General features: G+C 59.9%; 18 protein-coding genes. 6 read left to right on the forward strand and 12 right to left on the reverse strand.

Going from position 1 to position 19033, the window contains the following annotated elements:
* Position 1 precedes the first annotated feature (1 nt).
* Entirely contained in the window at positions 2-1171 is a 1170-nt protein-coding gene (locus ACR0FG_RS13895; protein ID WP_480893585.1) for a reductive dehalogenase, read from the reverse strand.
* A 206-nt stretch (positions 1172-1377) separates the two neighbouring features.
* Here ACR0FG_RS13895 and ACR0FG_RS13900 point away from each other — a divergent pair, with 206 nt between their 5' ends.
* Genes ACR0FG_RS13900 through ACR0FG_RS13910 form a run of 3 tightly spaced genes read left to right on the forward strand, consistent with a single transcriptional unit; the run spans position 1378 to position 4178 of the window.
* A complete protein-coding gene (locus ACR0FG_RS13900) occupies positions 1378-2514 on the forward strand; it encodes an NAD(P)/FAD-dependent oxidoreductase (RefSeq protein WP_480893586.1) in 1137 nt (378 codons plus the stop codon).
* Complete coding sequence (locus ACR0FG_RS13905) at positions 2480-2779, forward strand: (2Fe-2S)-binding protein (protein WP_480893587.1); 300 nt, start codon at positions 2480-2482, stop codon at positions 2777-2779. The genes ACR0FG_RS13900 and ACR0FG_RS13905 overlap by 35 nt, the downstream gene beginning before the upstream one ends.
* A gap of 13 nt (positions 2780-2792) precedes the next feature.
* Positions 2793-4178 carry an FAD-dependent oxidoreductase gene (locus ACR0FG_RS13910; RefSeq protein WP_480893588.1) on the forward strand — a complete coding sequence of 462 codons (1386 nt, stop codon included), beginning with the start codon at positions 2793-2795 and terminating at the stop codon, positions 4176-4178.
* 56 nt (positions 4179-4234) lie between these two features.
* Here the strand turns inward: ACR0FG_RS13910 and ACR0FG_RS13915 are convergent, their stop codons facing one another.
* The gene (locus ACR0FG_RS13915) at positions 4235-5365 is read right to left on the reverse strand and encodes an aminotransferase (protein WP_480893589.1); all 1131 of its coding nucleotides are present in this window, start codon (positions 5363-5365) and stop codon (positions 4235-4237) included.
* A gap of 15 nt (positions 5366-5380) precedes the next feature.
* Positions 5381-6328 (reverse strand): ornithine cyclodeaminase family protein, encoded by a 948-nt coding sequence (locus ACR0FG_RS13920; RefSeq protein ID WP_480893590.1) that lies wholly within the window; start codon positions 6326-6328, stop codon positions 5381-5383.
* Positions 6329-6433: 105 nt separating this feature from the next.
* Between ACR0FG_RS13920 and ACR0FG_RS13925 the strand changes: the two genes are divergently transcribed.
* From ACR0FG_RS13925 to ACR0FG_RS13935, 3 genes are all read left to right on the forward strand, one after another.
* Positions 6434-7237 (forward strand): response regulator transcription factor, encoded by an 804-nt coding sequence (locus tag ACR0FG_RS13925; RefSeq protein ID WP_480893591.1) that lies wholly within the window; start codon positions 6434-6436, stop codon positions 7235-7237.
* Between the two features lie 64 nt (positions 7238-7301).
* Positions 7302-9086: a cobalamin-dependent protein gene (locus ACR0FG_RS13930; protein WP_480893592.1), complete on the forward strand. Its 1785-nt coding sequence runs from the start codon at positions 7302-7304 to the stop codon at positions 9084-9086.
* Positions 9087-9177: 91 nt separating this feature from the next.
* Complete coding sequence (locus tag ACR0FG_RS13935; RefSeq protein ID WP_480893593.1) at positions 9178-10173, forward strand: pyridoxal-phosphate dependent enzyme; 996 nt, start codon at positions 9178-9180, stop codon at positions 10171-10173.
* A 123-nt stretch (positions 10174-10296) separates the two neighbouring features.
* On the opposite strand, the gene ACR0FG_RS13940 is transcribed toward ACR0FG_RS13935, so the two are convergent.
* The 9 genes from ACR0FG_RS13940 to ACR0FG_RS13980 form a co-directional block, all read right to left on the reverse strand.
* Complete coding sequence (locus ACR0FG_RS13940; protein ID WP_170715120.1) at positions 10297-10710, reverse strand: VOC family protein; 414 nt, start codon at positions 10708-10710, stop codon at positions 10297-10299.
* Positions 10711-10823: 113 nt separating this feature from the next.
* Positions 10824-11600, reverse strand: a complete 777-nt coding sequence (locus ACR0FG_RS13945; protein WP_480893594.1) for an SDR family NAD(P)-dependent oxidoreductase — start codon at positions 11598-11600, stop codon at positions 10824-10826.
* A gap of 180 nt (positions 11601-11780) precedes the next feature.
* Positions 11781-12842, reverse strand: coding sequence for an ABC transporter ATP-binding protein (locus ACR0FG_RS13950; RefSeq protein ID WP_480893595.1), 1062 nt, complete (start codon positions 12840-12842; stop codon positions 11781-11783).
* A 9-nt stretch (positions 12843-12851) separates the two neighbouring features.
* Positions 12852-13694, reverse strand: coding sequence for a carbohydrate ABC transporter permease (locus ACR0FG_RS13955; RefSeq protein WP_480893596.1), 843 nt, complete (start codon positions 13692-13694; stop codon positions 12852-12854).
* Positions 13694-14629, reverse strand: a complete 936-nt coding sequence (locus tag ACR0FG_RS13960) for a carbohydrate ABC transporter permease (RefSeq protein ID WP_480893597.1) — start codon at positions 14627-14629, stop codon at positions 13694-13696. The genes ACR0FG_RS13955 and ACR0FG_RS13960 overlap by 1 nt, the downstream gene beginning before the upstream one ends.
* Positions 14626-15885 carry an ABC transporter substrate-binding protein gene (locus ACR0FG_RS13965; protein ID WP_480893598.1) on the reverse strand — a complete coding sequence of 420 codons (1260 nt, stop codon included), beginning with the start codon at positions 15883-15885 and terminating at the stop codon, positions 14626-14628. Before ACR0FG_RS13965 ends, ACR0FG_RS13960 begins: the two co-directional genes overlap by 4 nt.
* A gap of 41 nt (positions 15886-15926) precedes the next feature.
* A complete protein-coding gene (locus ACR0FG_RS13970) occupies positions 15927-17078 on the reverse strand; it encodes an aminotransferase class I/II-fold pyridoxal phosphate-dependent enzyme (RefSeq protein WP_480893599.1) in 1152 nt (383 codons plus the stop codon).
* On the reverse strand, positions 17071-17820 hold the full coding sequence (locus ACR0FG_RS13975; protein ID WP_480893600.1) for a FadR/GntR family transcriptional regulator: 750 nt from the start codon (positions 17818-17820) through the stop codon (positions 17071-17073). Before ACR0FG_RS13975 ends, ACR0FG_RS13970 begins: the two co-directional genes overlap by 8 nt.
* Positions 17821-17950: 130 nt before the next feature.
* Positions 17951-19024, reverse strand: a complete 1074-nt coding sequence (locus ACR0FG_RS13980; protein WP_480893601.1) for an ABC transporter ATP-binding protein — start codon at positions 19022-19024, stop codon at positions 17951-17953.
* Between the last annotated feature and the right edge of the window lie 9 nt (positions 19025-19033).

Here is a 19033-nt window from a genome sequence, read left to right on the forward strand (position 1 = left end):
CCTAGCCGTTCCACCATGTCCCCGGTTTGCGGCGCTGGCCGTGGTTGCGCGCCAGCCAAAGCGCCAGCCGCCGCATCGGGCCAAGGGCAAGCTTTAGCCACCACCGGTCGCGCTGTTTTGAGAAATCCCGGTTAAACGGGCAGACGCGCATACAGATCGCACAATCCGAAGCCAGCTTTGCCCAGAAGGAAAAACATTTTTCGGCGTCCGAGGTCCATTTCCGAACGCCCTTGATGGCCGAGATATTGGCTGTATCCGTGGAGGGCGGCCCATAGGGCAACGCCTTGACCGGACAGGCATCTGCGCATTTCGTGCAGATGCCGCAGAACGCCCGCACCCCTAGCGGACGCGGCTTGTCATGGGCCAGCGGTAAATTGGTGAAGATCTTGGAAAACCGCAGCCTCGGGCCAAATTCGGGCGTGATGACCATCTGGTTGCGGGCATATTCGCCCAGACCGGCCTTGACCGCATAAGGGATCACCAGCGCGGTGTCATTCATCGACGGCACCGCCTGATAGCCGAGATTGCGGATATAGGCGGCCACTTGCATGACAATCGCCGCCTCATGGCTGTATTCCCGCCCGGTCGCTGCCCCGGCAAGCGCCGATGGGTAGGTTGCAACCAGCTCCTTGTCCATCTCGTGCCCCAGCACGATCACCGAGTTCAGGCCTTCGGGCAGGTCATGGGGCACCTCGGACATATCGCGCACATCGACCCGCGCGGCGTATAGCCAGCGTTCGTCAAAATCGGTGATCCCGCACAGATCGGCCCCAAAGAACCGGGCGATGCGTTTGACCTCGTCGGACATTTTTCCGGGATCATCGACGGGCAGTTGGTCTAGGGCAACCGGCGTATCCGGCTGGATCGGGGCCTGAAACCCCTCGCGCATCCCCTGCCCGGCGCGGCGTTCGGACACGATGTCCGACACCAGCCAGGCCGCGTTGCGCAGCGCAAAGTCGCGCTGAGTGAACCCGTCGCCCCGCCGCGGCGTCGCCTCCATCCGATAGGACGCGAAAAAGGCATCGGTCTGCTTGCTGCGGACCTGATCGTCCCAGAAGGCACGGGTGAAGATGTCATTGCGCTGGCGGAAACGCTCGAACTCTTCGGTCGTTTCAATCCCTGCCGCCGCATCATCGGGCTGCGACGTCAGTGTGTTCCTGGGCCAGGTCATTGCGCTACGCTACTGTCTTGGCTCAAAGAAGGCAATTTGTATAACCAGGATCAAATCTTAGCCCGAGAAGATTGTCGCTGGCACCGAGCCCGGGCCGAGATAACGGTGTGACAGGCGCGCGGGCATGGGCCATATATACCAAGAACGTATGAGTATAAGCGAAATTACAATTTTTCATGCTGAATGAGCTGTGCAACAGTCGCGGGATGAGCATTCAGACACATAGCCGAACATCGGAAACCACCATTATCGGTGGTGGAATCGTCGGGCTGTCTGTCGCGCTGGGTCTGCTGAAAAAGGGGCACAGGGTCACGGTGCTGGATGGCAAGGACAGCGATCAGCGGGCGTCGCTGGGGAATTTCGGGCTGGTCTGGTTGCAGGGCAAAGGGGCCGATTACCTGGCCTACGCGGATTGGGCCTGCAAAGCGGTCGACAAATGGGCCACCTTTGCCGAGGACCTGCACGACCTGTCCGGCATCGACCCGGCCCTGGATCAATCCGGCGGCTACGAGATTTTCACTGAACTGGATGAATACGACAGGTATTGCGCCGCTGTGCGACGCCAGCAGGACTATCTGGGTAACCGCTTTAGCCACGAGGTCTACGATGGCGCGGCGCTGTGTCGCCGTTTTCCCGGCATCGGCCCCAAGGTGGTGGGCGCGACCTATAGCAAGATGGATGGCCATGCCAATCCGCTGGCAACCCTGCGCGCGCTGCGCAAGGCAGTGAGGAAACTGGGTGCGACGGTAATCAACAATTGGGTGGTGCAGGATATCGCGGCTCAGCCGGGCGGCGGCTTTACCTTAACCAGCGCCGATGGGGCGCAGCGGGGGGCCACCCGGCTGATCCTGTGCGCGGGTCTGGGCGCGGCCCGGTTTACCCGCGACCTTGGGTTTACCACCCGGATCAGACCCCAGCGTGGTGAGGTGATGATCACCGAAAGACTGGGCGAGGCTTTCCCGCTGATCTCAAGCACGATCCGGCAGGTCAACGAGGGCGGCTTGCAAATCGGCGGCACCGCCGAGGATGTGGGCGAGGATGATGGCCAGACTCCTGCCAAGATGTCCTGGCTGGCGCAGCACGCGGTGGATGTCTGGCCTGCTCTGGCCTCGGTGCGGGTTATCCGGGCGTGGGGTGCGCTGCGGGTGATGACACCGGACAGCTATCCGGTCTATGCACGCTCAACTACTTTCCCCGAGGCCTATCTGATCACCTGTCACAGTGGTGTCTCGCTGGCCTCGTTGCACGCCAGCGATCTGTGCGACTGGCTGGACGACACCACCGATGCACCAAATCTGGAGGCTTTTGATGAGCGGCGCTTCTCGATTCCTGCCCCGCGCTGACGGGGACAGGGTTTCCTACCTGATGATCGACGGCGCTCAGGTGCCGTTTCGTGACGGGGATACGGTTGCAGCGGCATGGCTGGCGTGGTCCGCAGCCCCCTTGCGCCACACCCGCACCGGCGCACCGCGCGCGCCCTATTGCATGATGGGCGTGTGCTTCGACTGCCTTGCAGAAATCGACGGCGTGCCGAACTCGCAGACCTGCATGACCCCTGCCCGCCACGGCATGGTGGTGCGCCGCCAATCGGGCTCCCGCCCCCTTTAGACACAGGACCGTCATGCAAAGCTATGATCTGATTATCATCGGTGCCGGTCCGGCGGGCATGGCGGCTGCAGCCGAGGCCTGCGCGCGGGGTGCGTCGGTTCTGGTGCTTGAGGAGCAGCCGGGACCCGGTGGGCAAATCTATCGCAATATCGGGGCCGGTGCGCGGCCCTGGCTGGGCAAGACTTATGCCAAGGGTGCACATCTGGTGCAGGACTTCACCCGGCACAAGGTCAAGGCGCTGTATGGCGCAACCGTCTGGTCCATTGAGGCTGGCGGCACGGTCGCATGGTCGCAACAGGGGGTCAGTACGGTTAGTCATGCGCGACATGTGTTGATCTGTACCGGCGCGCAGGAACGTCCAATGCCATTTCAAGGCTGGACCCTGCCGGGTGTCATGCCCGCCGGGGCGGCGCAGATTCTGATGAAGTCCTCGGGCATGATCCCGAACAACGCGGTTCTGGCGGGCTGTGGGCCGCTGCTGTACCAGATCGCGGTGCAGATGATTGATGCCGGCGCACCTCCGCTGGCATTGGTCGAGACCCAATCCGCCGCCGATCTGCGCACCGCCGCACGGCACCTGCCCGCTGCGGCGATGCGGGCACCCGGTCTTATGGTCAAAGGTCTAGGCTTTTTGCGCCGCATCCGCATCGCTGGCGTCCCTCGCTATCGCGGTGCCAAGGGGTTGGAAGCGACAGCGCAGGACGGGGGCCGCATCACGCTGGACTTCAACAGCGGCGGTCAACGGCGGCAACTGGAGTGCAATCTGCTGCTGACCCACCAAGGGTTGATCCCCTCGACTGTGCTGAGCCGCGCTGCGGGTATTCCGCATGAATGGAACCCGGCGCAGCAGTCATTGCAGCCGGTTGCTGATGACTGGGGCCGGACCGACGTACCGGGCCTGTGGCTTGCGGGCGACGGCGCGGGCATCGCCGGGGCCGAGGCTGCCGAAGCCGCCGGGCGACTGGCCGCTTTGGCTATCCTGTGCGAGGCTGGCAAGCTCTCGGCCCAAGACCGCGACCAATTGGCCGCAACCCCACGCAAACATCTGCGCTGTGCGCTGGCCATCCGCCCGTTTCTGGATGCCGCCTATCCGCCCGCGACCGCGACACAACCGCTCGCGGATGCTGTCATTGCGTGTCGCTGTGAGGAAATCACCTGTGGCACGCTGCGCACAGCCATTCGCGAAGGCGCAGACGGGTTTCGCAAGATCAAGGCCGCCACCCGCGCCGGGATGGGCCCTTGTCAGGGTCGGATGTGCGATCCGACCATCCGCGCCCTGCTGACCGAAGATGGCCGCAATTCGGTTTCCGATGACTCACCACGCGCCCGATGGCCTGCCAAACCCATCACATTGGGCGAACTTGCGGCGCTGGAAACCGCACAGAGTGACCAAACATGACCTCGCCCACCGCGTAACAGACGGTCGTTGGCGAAAACTACGGGACCATAAGATCATCAAACGCGTTGGCCTTGTCTGGCAAGAAACTCGGACACCTTCGCCAGCCCGTCCCGCAGGATCGACGGGGTGTTGGCATAGCCGATGCGCACACAGCCCTCCAGCCCCAGCGCCGAACCCGGGGTAAACATCACGCCCGTCTCTTCCAACAGCTTCACGCAGAAGTCGCGCGACGACATTTCTAGGTCAAAGTTCAGCAACGCAGTGGTTCCCGCCTTGGGTTTGACCCACGAGATGCGGGGTTCGTTTTCGACCCACTCGGATAGTATCGCGAGGTTGCCGCGCGTGATCGCGTGACTGCGGGCCAGAACCTTTTCGTGGTTTTCCAGCGCCAGCGCTGCGAAATGATCGTCGATCATGCCGACCGAGATGGTGTCGTAGTCCCGGTGGATCGAAATCACCTCGATCAGTTCCGGGTCTGCGGCAACCCAGCCCAGCCGCAGCCCGGCCAGAGAAAACGCCTTGGACATGCCCGCGGTCGAGATACCCTTGTCATAGAGGTCCGCAATCGCGTCGGTCATGCCAGAACCATCCTGCCCTGTGCCACGATAGACCTCATCACACAGCAACCACGTTCCGGCGGCGCGGGCGATCCCGACGATCTCCAGCAGCAGGGCGCGATCCATCACCGCGCCGGTCGGGTTGTTGGGGTTGTTGATGGCAATCAACTTGGTCCCGGGGGTCGCTGCGGCGCGCAGTTCATCCAGATCGGGCAGATAGTCATTTTCAGCCCGTAGGTGAATCTGCGTCACCTCGGCCCCGATACTGGCGGGGATCGAGTAATGCTGCTGATAGGTCGGCACTACGGCCACCACCTTGTCACCGCGTTCAACCAGTGTCTTGTGCACCAGCATATTGGCTCCGATGGTGCCGTGGGTGACAATGATATTCTCGCGCTTCTGCCCCTCGTACAATCCACAGATCGCATCGCGCAGCCGATCTGACCCCTCGATCGCGCCATAGGTCATCTTCATGCCCAAAAGCTCACTCAGATCATCCGAGTTCTTGCCTGCAAGCTGCAGCAACTCGGCGATTGTCAGGCTTTCGACACAGGTTTCGGCTAGGTTATGGGCGCAGCGGGTTTCCCACTCGTTCATCCAGATTTCAACGCCAAAGGGTTCGATTTTCATAGTCTTCTCCTGACGTTACTGGCGCGCTGCGCGGTAGATGGCATTGGCCACGGCGATATCTTCCAGCCCCAGCCCGACCGAGCGGAAGAAAACCGGTTGATCCAAAGTCGGGCGCGGGCAAGTCCCGGCCGACAATTCACCCAGATCGCCTTGCACGGCCTCGGGTGACCAGCTTTCGTTCTGGGCGGCCAGCAGCATTTCTCCGGCGGTGCTCGGGGTGGTTTTGCGATAGTCGCAATAGACCTGCGCGTGGTTCAGGAAAGCGGGTGCAACTTCGTGAGCCTGCGCCACGTTGGTGCTGATCGAGGTAACAAGCGTGCCACCCGCAATCCGGTCGGGGTCGATGACTGGCGTACCGGACGAGGTGCACAGCATGATCACATCCGCCGCCTGCGCGGCCTCGTCCGCCGACGCGGCAAATACAACATCCGGGCAAGCCGCACGCCATGCGGCCTGCTTCTCCGACGACCCGGCAAGACTGGGCGAAAACACTTGCACCTCATTCCAGTTGCGCAGCGCACTGACGTAAGACCAATGCGCGTGCGCAACTGCTCCGGCACCGATGATGGCAACCCGAGCGGCGTCGGATTTGGCCAAAAAATCCACCGCCAGGGCGGTTGTGGCGGCAGTACGTTCGCAGGTCAGCGCCCCGGAATCGCACAGCATCAGCGGCAGGCCGCTTGTCATCGACATCAGCATGGTCCACGCGGTGATGATCGGCTTGCCATCGGTCGGCAGGTAGGGCGACAGCTTGGCCCCGAATACATCCGCACCGCTTTGCGCACCCAGATAGGTGATGAAATCTCCGCGATCATCAGGCAGCAGGGTCAGCGTTTGTGGCGGCTGAACGGCCAGATCCGCCCCCAGTTCGGCGAACAGCGCCCGCATCTCGGCCAGAACATCGACCTGCGGCAGTAGCGCGGCCACATCTGCGGCATCCAGAATGATTGGTTTGTCTGACATCTCTGACCCCTTTTTTCTTGCCCAGGACACTTACAGTCTCTGATCGTTGCAGGCTATCATCCCAAAGGATGACAGGCAGAAAGAAAGCGGCACTTGATGCCTGAAATGCAAAACATCGAACTCCTTAACACCACCCTGGCCGAGGTGATCGAGGGACAGCGGCAAGCCCTCGGCCTGATTGATGCTGCGCGCCATGTGCTGCCCTTTACCTATGCCTTCTGCGTCGTCAACCGCCCCGGCGCACGTCCGCTCTATCTGTGTGACACATACCCCGAGGGCGAGGCCAAGGCAGCGGTTCAGACCTATGTGGCCCGGACCTATCTGGTGAATCCGATCTATAACCAGATTCTGCAGGGCCTGCCGCCCGGCATTCACCATATGGCTGACCATGCACCGGACAACTGGACTCGGCTGCAATCCTCTGCCGGCATCCTCCCCACTCGCCATGAAGAGATCGGATTTCGCACCCCCGGCTGGCCTTTGGGCTTGCAGGAACTTTCGCTAACCGTCGATCTTGGTCAGGCCAATACCGGCGAGATCAGCTTTGCCCATCCAGCCGCCAAAGGTGGGTTTTCCCGCACCGCTGCCAACCGGCTGCGCCCGTTTTTCCCGCTGTTCTCGGTCGCCTTCCGCGCCATCTGGCGCCGCCATCACAGCGCGGCGCAGCAGCAAAAGCAGGTCGAAACCACGCTTGAGAGTTTCGGCAACGACCTGCTAACCCCCCGCGAAGCCGAGGTCGCGCAACTGGTACTGATGGGCCATTCCAGCCAGTCTATCGCCCTGCGGCTGGGCATCGCACTGCCCACTGTCAAAACCCACCGTGCGCGGGTGTATTCAAAGCTTGGCGTCAACACCCAGCAACAGCTTTTCGCCCGGTTCATGACATGGCAGGCCGAGGGGGTCGATTAGCCGGGCCGATGCGCGACACGCCAAATCGCCTTGTCAAATCCCGTCAGTTTGACAATTTGACATCATGAACGACCCGACCCTCAACTTCGACCGGTCTCAATTACTGCCCGAGCGGGATGTGCCCACGGGTACCGAATTGCTGCGCGCGGGTGGGCAGATGGCTCTGGACTGGACCGTCGGCGACAGTCATTTCCACCGCGCAACCGGATTCAGAAACGAAATCGACCACAAGCGCGCGATGATGCGAGCCGGGCGAGTGATGCAACATGCGCATCTTGGGTTTCGCGACCTGTCGCATAGCGTCGAGGCCATCCGGCACGCTCATGACACCTGCATGAGGCGTGGTGCACGGGTCGATCGGATTGGCGTCTGTCTGGATTGGTCAATGGGCTATCCCAAGGATCGCCGCTCGGACCAGGTGCGCGGAACCGGCCTAATACTGAAAGACGCGGCCTCATTCGCGCGTCTGACACAGGCAAGCCCTGCCGCGTTACATTTCGGGGATTTCATGCTGGGGTTTCCGGCGGCGTTGGAAAACACCTCGGCTGCATTGGCGGCGGGGGCGACGACGATAGGCAATCTGGGTCAGTATTTCACCTTTCGCCTGCCCGGATATGACAACGATATCGAGACCACGCAATCCACCGTCCAGGCCCTCGGACTGATCGCCGCGCAGCCCGTGCCGGTTCTGGTGCATTCCAATCTGGATGACGGATATGCTGCCGTGTTCGAGGACTTGACCTCGGCCCTGGGGCAGGCATTGCTTGAGAAATACATCGTGACCGATCTGATCGGCGCACCCTATGCGGTCTGTTATGGCCATCATTTCACCGAACCACTGACGCGGATCGCCTTTCAACGAGCACTGGCAAAGATCAGTGGCGGGGTCCCTGGGTCGCAGATCTACGGCGCAACGGTATTGTACAAGGGAACCCACGCCGAGAACTATGCTGGTTTGTCCACCTATCTTCTGTCCGATATCCTTGCACAGAAAACTCAGCCAACCGGGCACGCGTTGAACCCGGTACCGGTCAGCGAGAATGAGCGCATTCCAGATGTTGCAGAAATCTGCGACGCGCAATGTCACCTGAGCCGGTTGACCACGCTGGCGGATGCTTATGTTCCGTTGTTTGACACCGATGAGGTCGACCGGATCAGCGCCAGCTTGCTGAAGGAAGGTCAGTGTTTCGCAGATCGGGTTCTAATGGGGCTGTCACAGGGCGGTATCGACAGAACTGATCCGTTTGAACTGCTGCTGGCCCTGCGTCGCATCGGTGGGCGGGCGCTGGAGCGTGCCTTTGGCGGCGGTGCGCTGCGCAAGGATGCGCCGGGACGGCGGAATCCCATCGTCGGCGCAACCACCTATCACGAGTTGGAGCAGCAGGCCAATGCCTTTGCAACCTCTGATGCCGGTCGGGCGCTGGCGACCCTTGCCGAAAGACCCATTTGCATACTGACCGCAACGACGGACGTGCACGAACATGGCAAAATGTTACTGGATCTGGTTTTCAGCACAGCAGGGCTCACGGTCGAGGATGGCGGCGTCTCAAGCGACCCGGATCATATTGTGGCCCGTGCAAAAGAGACATGCGCAGATGTGATCGCCCTCAGCACCTATAACGGTGTCGCGCTGCGCTATTCGAAAACCCTGCTGCAAAAGCTGAAACAGGCCGGGCTGGATGTACCGGTTCTGATCGGCGGCCGCCTGAATGAAATCCCTGAAGGCAGCAACACAAGCCTGCCAGTGGATGTTTCGGATGAGCTGTCTGAAATCGGGATCATCATCTGCAACGATCTTGATGCTGCCAGCCGCGCTTTGCAGCAGATCTTTGCGGAAGGTGCAGAATAGCGGTTTCAGGACTGCAGGCGTGTGCCTCTTGTGCCTCTGTTAGCACCGTGCATAGTTCAGCGGCCCGTAGGGATTGGTAAAAGGCAATGCGATGATCGAACCGTCAGACTACCCCACTCTTCAGGACATCATGACCGCGCGCCAGCGGATCGACCCGTATGTGCGCAGAACCCCTCTGGTCTTTTCGGAGCACCTGTCCGAACGCGCCGGGTTCGAGGTCTGGCTCAAACTGGAAAATCTGCAAACAACCGGCAGTTTCAAGATCCGCGGGGCCTCGAACCGAATCCTACAGATGACCGAGGCAGAGCGTGCGCGTGGGATCATCGCCGTGTCCAGCGGCAATCACGGGCGGGCGGTGGCTTATCTGGCGCAGCATCTGGGAATTTCGGCAAAGATCGTGGTCTGCGATCTTTGCCCCGAAAACAAACGCGCGGCGATGCGATCCTATGGGGCCGAGGTGATCGTGCATGGCGACGCGCAGGACGAGGCGCAGGCCCACGCCGATCAGTTGATGGCGCGCGAGGGCTATACCTGGGCAGATCCTTATGACGATCTGCGGGTGATCGCCGGTCAGGGCACCATCGCGCTTGAGGCGTTTACCGATCTGCCCGACGCCGACATGATCGTCACGCCGCTGTCCGGTGGCGGGCTGCTGTCTGGCATCGCGCTGGCTGCCAAAGCAATATCCCCCAAAGTGGCGGTCATCGGATCGTCGATGGAGATCGAACCGGGCATGGTGCGCAGCCTAGAGGCCGGAAAGCCCGTGCATGTGGACGAACATGAAAGCCTTGCAAGCTGCATCACCGGTGCCATCGGCCTTCGCAACACATACACCTTCCCGATTGTCAGGGACCGGATGGACCATGCAGTCCTGATTTCCGAAGACAGCCTAGCCCCTGAAATGCGCCGCTTTGCAAATAAGGAGGGAATGATTGTCGAGGGTGGCTCGATCACTTCGGTGCTGGCTGTTTTGTCCCCCGAAGTTAAGGAGCGCCGCCCCCGACGGGCAATTGTCGTCATCAGCGGTCGCAATGTTGACCTTGAGACATTCTATCAGGCAACGCGAGGTCACGAGATTGCCGGGTGATCCACTCAGGGCGCGTCAGTCTATCGGCATAAATCAGACATGTAGCCACCCGCTTCCCCTGCGATGAATCACCCAAAATGCCGGGAACCATTGGGGGCGGAGACAAACTCATCAGGTCCTTTCTCAGACGGCCTGATGCACCTCGATAATATTACCTTCGGGATCTTGGAAGAATATCTGGTGCCATTCCTTTGCAAAAGCGGTTCCATAGTCGGAATAGGGGATGCCCTGCTCTGCCAAGATCGCCTTGAACGCTGCAATGTCATCGGTTCGAAACGCGATGTGGCCACGCTCCACGGGATTTATGGATTCGCCGTGTTTGAACGCCACATCCAAATTCCTTTCAGCCAGATGCATCTGCATTGCACCATCCGTCGCAAATCTTATTTTGCCGCTATATCCCGTTTCGTCCGTTGCGTCCGAACGCGGAAAATTTTCAATCGGAATATCCTGCAAACCCAGAACCTGCGTATAGAAATGGTGCAGCCGTTCCACGTTGTCCGAAACATAGTTTATGTGGTGGAATTCCAGTTTCATGTCTTTTGCGCCCTTGTCCTGGATTAAGTGCACTATGTGGGATCGACCTGTTTGATGATAGTGACAATGATCGCGGCGCCAATCAGCAATCGGACGAAGGCCGACATCGGAGCCTATTTTTCTTGCATCTTTCGGACCATCGACAGCTTGGCCTTTTGTGGCATGAACGGCAAAACCCAGTTCAAGACGAACCTTAACCGACCTTCGTTAATCACAGTCAGCTTGCCCGCATTCATCGCGTGATAGCCGATCCTCGCTGTTTCAGCCGCGGTCATTCCCTTTTGGCGAACCAGTCCCGTGCCCTCCAGGTCAGCGGCCTCGGCAAAGCCCGTCTCGACATAGCCGGGCTCCAACGCCGTCACCGTCACTCGGTCATCCTTCAATTCCTCTGCCAGGGCCTGACTGAAGCTAGACACAAAGGCCTTTGTTGCAAAATAGGTGGCCTGCAGCGGCCCCGGCATATGCGCCGCTGTCGACGACACATTCAGGATCTTGCCGCCACCCTGCGCAACCATATCCCTGCCAAACATGTGACAAAGCGCGATAAGTGCATCAACATTAAGGTCGATCATAGCCTGATCGGCTTGCAGTTCGCGCTCGATGAACTTGCCGTGGCCACCGAACCCAGCATTGTTGATCAGGATATCGACCCGAGCGCCCGTCGCCCGCACTGCATCATAAAGCTTTTGCGCCCCACCTTCTGCGCCAAGGTCCAGCGGGATCGCTGTGACCGTCACCTTATGGTCGGTCTCAAGCTCAGTTTTCAGAGCTTCCAGCGCCTCGGCACGGCGCGCCGTGATTATGACATCACCGCCGTTGCGGGCGTGCAGGCGGGCGAATTCCTGGCCGATGCCAGAGGACGCACCGGTGATCAGAGCTGTGTTGGGCATGGCAGGTCTCCTCAGGTTTGGTTACGACGTTCGCAGTGATGCTGAGATATTTCAACGCCCGTCAATCACAAACCGCGCCAAAACCTGGAAGTACACAGATGCGCGGGAGTGTTAGCCGCAGACACGCCGCAAGCGACGACCCCCTCATTCAGGACCAGCTGTCTTGCGTCCTGGCGGCTGTCAATGTGAGGCTATGGCGGTTCCATCACCGTCGAAGACATGGATATTGTCCCGCATGATGCGCAGGCCCAGCAGATCACCGGGTTTGGCCGGGATATTTCCGTGTTTACGCACCATGAGCGCCCCGATACCGACGGCGTTTACATAGATGTTTGTATCCGAGCCCAGATGCTCGACCACATCGGCAACCGCGTCGAGGTCGCCTGCACCGGGGGCGACCACATCCAGATGCTCGGGCCGGATACCCAGTTCTGTGGCGCCAACTGCGCTTTGCGACGGCAGAGCCAGTTCGACCCCACTTTGCAGGGCGATCCCGGTTTCAGTTCCTGAAACCGGGATCACGTTCATCGTGGGCGAACCGATGAATTGGGCCACGAATTTGTTTGCGGGCTTCTCATATAATTCAAGCGGGCTGCCGACCTGCTGGATGACACCGCCGTTCAGCACTACGATCCGATCGGCAAGCGTTAGCGCCTCGACCTGATCATGGGTGACATAGATCATCGTAGCGCCAAGCCGTTGATGCAGATGTGCAATTTCCAGACGCATTTCGACCCGCAACGCAGCATCAAGATTTGAAAGCGGTTCGTCGAACAGGAACGCACGCGGCTGACGCACGATGGCACGACCCATAGCTACGCGTTGCCGCTGACCACCGGATAGGGCCTTGGGCAAGCGATCCGTCAAGTGTTTCAGGCCGAGGGTTTCGGCCGCCTGTGCCACCTTCGATGTACGCTCTTCTTTCGGATCACGGCGAATTTCCATCGAAAATCCCATGTTCCGTTGAACATCCATATGCGGGTAAAGCGCATAAGACTGAAACACCATTGCTATGTCCCGGTCGCGCGGGCGTACGTCGTTCATGCGGTCCCCGTCGATCAGGAAATCACCGCCGGTGATGGGCTCAAGCCCCGCAATCATCCGCAACAAGGTGGATTTGCCGCAGCCCGATGGCCCGACAAGCACCACGAACTCGCCATCCTGAATGTCCAGATTGATGTCGCGCAGAACTTGTACCGAGCCGTAATTCTTGCTGACATCGCGCAGCTCGATCCGTGCCATTGCAGCCTCCTACCCTTTGACCGCGCCAGAGGTGAGCCCCTGCACGAGATAGCGTTGAATGAAGATGAAGAACAAACAGCTTGGGATCAGCGCCAGCACGCCTGCGGCCATCATCTGGCCCCAATCGACCGAGAACTTGGACACGAAGGTCAGCAGCCCCACCGGGAAGGTCATTGCGTCGTTCTTCGAGATCAGCATGAGCGCGAACAGCAGTTCAGACCATGCAGCGGTGAAGACAAAGCCCAGCGTCGCGCCCAGCCCCGGCAAGGTCAGCGGGAACACCACCAGCCGCAGCGCCTGAAACCGCGAACAACCGTCCATCATCGCCGCGTCCTCTAGATCGGTCGGGATGCCGTCAAAGAAGGACTGCATCAGGAAAGTGGCGAAGGGGATGTTGAAGGCGGTGTAGACGATGATCAGGCTGGTCAGCGAGTTGAGCAGACCCAGATCGGCCACGATTTTGTAGATGGGTGCGATGATCATCAGCAGCGGGAACATCTGGGTGATCAACATCACCGCGATGATGATCCGCTTGCCCGCAAACACAAAGCGCGAGAACGCGTACCCGGCCCCTGCGGCGATCAGTGTAGTGACAATGGCCGTGCCCAGCGAGACGATCAGAGAGTTGCGGAAGTAAGCCAGAAAATCTGTCTGGAACAGCACGGTCGAAAAGTTCTCGAAGGTCGCGGCACTTGGGAACATGCGCGTGCCTTCGGAAAAGATCAGCGCATCCGGCGTGATCGCGATCTTGACCAGCCAGTAGAGCGGGAACAATGCGAACAGCAGATAAAAGGCAAGGGCAGCATATTTGCCAACGACCAATGCCGGGTTGCGAGACACGACGGATGACATCAGATTTTCACCAACTTTTTCCGCAGCCACAGCAGGATGACCGCATAGATCAGCAGGATGGACAACAGCGCCACCGCGATGGTCGAGGCGTAACCGAAATCCAGCTTTCGGAAGGCGGTGGTGAAGATGTAGGTCGACAGGATTTGCGTCGAATTGGCGGGGCCTCCGCCGGTCATGACAAAGATGAGATCGGCAAAGTTGGCGATCCAGATCGTGCGCAGCATCACGGTTATGGCGATCATTGGTGCCAGAAATGGAAGGGTGATTTTGGTGAAAATCTGCCATGGCGACGCGCCGTCGATCTCGGCCGCCTCATAGAGTTCTGAGGGGATAGATTGCAGCGCGGCCAGCAGGGTGATGGCGAAGAAGGGCACTCCGAACCAGATATTCGCCGTGATCGGCCCCCACATGGCAAGGCTTGGATCGCCGAGGATGTTGAACGGCTCCGATAAAACACCCAAGGCTGCCAGCCAGTGCGGCAACGGTCCGATCACCGGGTTGAACAGCCAAGCCCAAGTCAGCGCGGACAGGAAGGTGGGCACGGCCCAGGGCAGAAAGACCAGCGCCTGAAACAGACGTTTGCCGAAGAAGTCCGTGTTCAGCAGCATCGCCAGACCAAGACCCAGCAGGAACTGAAAGGTGATAGACCAGAAGGTCCAGAAGAATGTGTTCTCAAGGGCGATCCAGAATTTGCGATCTCCCCAAAGGTCAAGATAGTTCTCGAACCCGACCCAGCCGGTCTTGAATGGGTTCAACAGCTCGATGGATTGGAATGAATAAGAAATGCCGATGATCAGCGGCACCATCATCACCGCTCCGATCAGGATCAGCGCGGGGGACAGGTAGAAAAACGGCTCGACCAGATATTGCAGGTAGAGCGAGCGTCGCGCCCGGGCTTTCCCGGGCACAACAGTTTTTTGCAGGCGCGCGGTCATTGACCGGCTTTCCACTTCGCATACTCGTCGGTCAGCATCTCGGCCCACTCATCCGCGACGTCCTGTGCGGTGCGTTGACCCAGCAAGGCCTCCTGAGAGGATTCCAGCAGAACAGTGCTGGCGAAGTAGCCCCATTGCTCCAGATAGGTGGGCATGGTTGTGGGCTCGTACTGCGCGCCGTTCAGTTCCTCGAACCAGCCTTTGAATTGTTCGGTCTTGAAATGCGGGTCCTGATCCGCGCCTTTGTGGATCGGAATAACACCGACGCGCTTTGCCCATGTGGCGTTGGCATCGGGTGAGGATAGGGCCGCGACCAGATCAAACGCTTCTTTCTCATGCTCGGTGGCCTTGAACACGGACCAGCCTGCGAACCCGATGGTCGGGAAGGCCTTGCCCGATGGGCCGACGGGCATCGGGATCACCGCAAAATCCTCGGCTGGCATCCGCTCTGCGATGGCGATCAGAGCGTCCGGGTCCTGATCGAGGAAGGCGCAGGTGCCGGAATAGAACCCGGCGACGATCTCGTTAAAGCCCCAGCTGACGCTGTCCTTGGGGGCATAGCCCTTTTGATACAGGTCGATCATGAACTGCAGCCCCTCGACCGAGCCCGGCTCATTGATGCGGCTTTTGCCATCTTCGGTGAAGAACTCGTTGGTGCCGTTCATCACTGCGCTGAACATGATCCAGCCGTTGGTGCCGCCCGGGCCGCCGCGCAGGCAGTAACCGTATTTGCCGTCAAGCTCGGACACCGCGGCCGAGGCTGCCATGAACTCTTCCATCGTGCCCGGAGGGCTGTCGACACCGGCCTCGGCCAGCAGTTTCTTGTTGTAGAACATGGCCCGCAGGTAGAAGCCGTAAGGGATCATGTATAGGTCCCCGGCCTGCGACCCCATCGCCACGGTCTTGTCGGTCAGCGTGCCGCCATGTTCCCAATCGGCCACATAATCCTTAAGGCTGACCAACTGGTCCGATCCGGCATACAGCGCCTGCCATGTGTCGGGCATTTCCACCACGTCGGGGATGTCGCCACCCGCAACCATTGTGGCCAGCTTTTCAAACGCGCTGCCCCATGGCAATGACACGATCTCAACAGTGACGCCTTCGTTTGCGGCTTCGAAATTGTCCACGAGGCCCTGCAGTACCTCGGTCCGTTCCGGGCTGGTGATCACCTCGACCAGCTTCAGCTTGGTCTCGGCAAAAGCCGCCGATCCCATCAGAGTGGCCGCCAGGGTCAACCCTGTCAGTATGCGTTTCATTTTCTGTTTCCCTCCATGAAAGAACTGTTGTGAATGCCCGCTTAGACGGTGCTTATTGCGAGCGCCCGCTCGAAATCTGCCCAAAGGTCGTCAACGTCCTCCAGCCCGAGGCTGAGGCGCACGAGGTTTGGTGAAACCCCGAATTTCTGCATTGAGTTCTGTTCCCCCGCCTGCGCCAGCCCAACGCGCGCAGGCAGGATCAGGCTTTCATAACCGCCCCAGCTGACACCAAGCCGGAAGATCGACAGCGCATCGGCAAAGGCGGGAATGTCGATACTGTCGTCAAACTCCAGCGACATCAGGCCCGAGCGCCCTTTCAGACCCGGCACGGTGTTGGCCCCGGGTGAGTGAATGGCGGTGACCTGCGGCAAGGCGGACAAACGGTCGACAAAGGTGTTCGCGGTCGCCTCATGCTGGCGCATCCGCGCGGTCAGGGTTCGCAAGCCCCGGGTCAGCAAAAACGCCTCAAACGGGGCCAGCTTGGCCCCCAGCAGAGGCAGGGTCAGGTCACGGATGCGGGCGATGTTGGTCAGGGAGGAAACAACAACGCCCGCAACCGTGTCCGAGTGCCCCGAGATATATTTCGAGGCTGAGTGGATAACGATATCGATCCCCAAAGAGATCGGGTTTTGAAACACAGGGCTGGCCCAGGAATTATCGATCAAGGTCAGCACTCCATGCCGCCCGGCATGTTCGCTGACGCGGCGCAAATCCATCGGAGTAAAGATGACCGAGCTGGGGCTTTCCAGATAGGCCAGCGTGATATCCTTCAGCAGATCGGGATCATCCTCGAACCGGTCCACCGGGTAATAGTCGATCTGCACCCCAAAGGGACGCAGCATCCGCTCCATGAACCGGTACGTGTCGGGATAGACATGTTCGACGCAGGCGACCCGGTCTCCGGGTTTGAGGAACGCCAGCAGGGTTGATGAAATCGCCGCCATGCCCGAGGCGAATCCTACGGCGGCCTCACCGCCCTCGGCCTGCGCCATCAGCGTTTCAAAGGCAGCAACGGTCGGGTTCTGTACGCGGGTATAAAGCGCGGTGTCCGACAGCCCGGCCATGCGGTCCTCGAACGCTTTGTAATTGTCGAAAGTGAACAGCGAGGTCTGCACGATGGGTGGTGTCACGGCCCCCTGCCCGTCATCGGACACAGCGGCCAGCAGTGTGGCAAGATCGCGGGGATCAGACATCTTGCTGCTCCATCACTTGCCGGATTTCATCCTCGACCAGCGCGAGGATTTCATCCATCAGCCGGGCACCCTCTTCGGCGTTTCCGGCGATCACTGCCTCGGCCAGGGGAAGGTGCAAAGGGATGCTGCTTTGCCCTAGATGCGGCTGTCCGAAAGGTGCTTCGTAAACCTCGTTAAATCCCTGCTGGATTTGCAGGATCAATTGCCGGAACAAAGGATTGCCTGATGCCTCGTGCAGGGTGTCGTGGAAACGGCGATCCGCGTCGCGCCAGTCTTCGCCTGCCTCGTATGACGCCATCAGTTCCATCGCGCGGGCCATGATGATACGTTTTTGCTGCTGGTCCGCGTAGTGCGCGGCCAGCCGAACCGTTTCGATCTCAAGCGGGCGGCGTACCGCGTGGGTCCGCAGCAGGCTCTCGGCTTCAAGTTTGACCGAAACGGGCAGATGGATCGAGTTCGACGCAACCTCAGCCGCCAGCCGAGTGCCGGCCTTCTTGTTACGTACCACGATGCCCATGTTCTGCCACGAGGTCAGCGCCTCGCGCACCTTGGCGCGGCTAATGCCCAGCTGTTGCGCAATCTCAACCTCGGTCGGCAGTTTGTCCCCGATGGTCAGCCCGTTCGCCTCGATCATCGTCGAGAGGGCATCGATGACATCCTTGCTGGTGCTGCCCCGAGGCAGTTTCTGCAAACCGGCGCTAAGCGGTTTTGCTGGCTGAGAGAGGCCGGGGGTCTGGGGCACGGATCGCTCGCTTTGATTCCGGGGGTGAGATCAGCGTCGCATATAATGTCGGACAAAAACAAGTATTTTGTCCGACATTATTTCATGGAGAAAAATACCCTTCTGCTTCAGTGGCATAGAAGCCAATGACTCAGGCGTAGAGGTTCAACCCCGCCTCATCGAACAGCATTGGTGACTTGCAAGTGACCCGCAGCGGGACCTGATCACCCGGTCTGGCCTTGACCTGCCCGGACAGCTGAACCGTGGCCGCCTGACCATCGGGCAGGCGCGTATAAAGCAACGTGGTGTCGCCAAGCTGCTCGACCACCTCGACCTTCGGCGACAGGCTGGGGTTTTCAGGGTCCAGCTCAAAGAAATCAGGCCGCAATCCGATCTCGACCGGTATGCCGTCCGTACTGTCAGACAGCGGCAACATGACCGACGTGTCCGAGAACTGTACGGTCAGGCCCTGCGCCCCGAACTCGTACCCGTCCAGCCGCACGAAGATCGCGGGCGGCTGCCCCAGAAACCCGGCCACAAACTTGTTGCGCGGACGGTTGAACAGGTCCAGTGGGCTTCCGATCTGCTCGATTTCGCCCGCGTTCATCACCACGATGCGATCGGCCAGCGTCATTGCCTCGACCTGATCATGGGTCACATAGATCATGGTCGCATCCAGCTGATTGTGCAGCCGCGCCAGTTCGACCCGCATTTCCACGCGCAGAGCAGCGTCGAGATTGGACAGCGGCTCATCAAACAGGAAAATCTTGGGATCGCGCACGATGGCGCGTCCGATGGCGACGCGCTGGCGCTGACCTCCGGACAGGGCCTTGGGTTTGCGGTTCAGATAATCCTCAATCTTCAGAACCTTAGCGGCGGCCAGAACCTTTTCGCGGATCTCGGCCTTGGGGCGTTTGGCGATCTTCATGCCAAAACCGATATTCTCGGCCACCGTCATATGCGGATAGAGCGCATAGGACTGAAACACCATCGCCACGTCGCGTTCCTTGGGCAGCAATCCGGTGACCGACCGCCCGTCGATCTTCAGATCGCCCGAGGTGACATTTTCCAGCCCCGCAATCGTGCGCATCAGGGTGGATTTGCCGCAGCCCGAGGGACCGACCAGCACGATGAATTCGCCCGGTTCAACGCTCAGGTTAATGTCTTTCAGCGCGTGAAAATCACCATAGTGCTTGTCCAGGGAAATGGCTTCGAAAGCGGTCACTTGGGTCGG

It is taken from the genome of Ruegeria sp. E1 (assembly GCF_056534225.1).

Bases quoted from the DNA above. Each gene is read 5' to 3' on its own strand.
- ACR0FG_RS13895 (WP_480893585.1), bottom strand. From the start codon at position 1,171: ATGACCTGGCCCAGGAACACACTGACGTCGCAGCCCGATGATGCGGCG.
- ACR0FG_RS13900 (WP_480893586.1), top strand. From the start codon at position 1,378: ATGAGCATTCAGACACATAGCCGAACATCGGAAACCACCATTATCGGT.
- ACR0FG_RS13905 (WP_480893587.1), top strand. From the start codon at position 2,480: ATGAGCGGCGCTTCTCGATTCCTGCCCCGCGCTGACGGGGACAGGGTT.
- ACR0FG_RS13910 (WP_480893588.1), top strand. From the start codon at position 2,793: ATGCAAAGCTATGATCTGATTATCATCGGTGCCGGTCCGGCGGGCATG.
- ACR0FG_RS13915 (WP_480893589.1), bottom strand. From the start codon at position 5,365: ATGAAAATCGAACCCTTTGGCGTTGAAATCTGGATGAACGAGTGGGAA.
- ACR0FG_RS13920 (WP_480893590.1), bottom strand. From the start codon at position 6,328: ATGTCAGACAAACCAATCATTCTGGATGCCGCAGATGTGGCCGCGCTA.
- ACR0FG_RS13925 (WP_480893591.1), top strand. From the start codon at position 6,434: ATGCAAAACATCGAACTCCTTAACACCACCCTGGCCGAGGTGATCGAG.
- ACR0FG_RS13930 (WP_480893592.1), top strand. From the start codon at position 7,302: ATGAACGACCCGACCCTCAACTTCGACCGGTCTCAATTACTGCCCGAG.
- ACR0FG_RS13935 (WP_480893593.1), top strand. From the start codon at position 9,178: ATGATCGAACCGTCAGACTACCCCACTCTTCAGGACATCATGACCGCG.
- ACR0FG_RS13940 (WP_170715120.1), bottom strand. From the start codon at position 10,710: ATGAAACTGGAATTCCACCACATAAACTATGTTTCGGACAACGTGGAA.
- ACR0FG_RS13945 (WP_480893594.1), bottom strand. From the start codon at position 11,600: ATGCCCAACACAGCTCTGATCACCGGTGCGTCCTCTGGCATCGGCCAG.
- ACR0FG_RS13950 (WP_480893595.1), bottom strand. From the start codon at position 12,842: ATGGCACGGATCGAGCTGCGCGATGTCAGCAAGAATTACGGCTCGGTA.
- ACR0FG_RS13955 (WP_480893596.1), bottom strand. From the start codon at position 13,694: ATGTCATCCGTCGTGTCTCGCAACCCGGCATTGGTCGTTGGCAAATAT.
- ACR0FG_RS13960 (WP_480893597.1), bottom strand. From the start codon at position 14,629: ATGACCGCGCGCCTGCAAAAAACTGTTGTGCCCGGGAAAGCCCGGGCG.
- ACR0FG_RS13965 (WP_480893598.1), bottom strand. From the start codon at position 15,885: ATGAAACGCATACTGACAGGGTTGACCCTGGCGGCCACTCTGATGGGA.
- ACR0FG_RS13970 (WP_480893599.1), bottom strand. From the start codon at position 17,078: ATGTCTGATCCCCGCGATCTTGCCACACTGCTGGCCGCTGTGTCCGAT.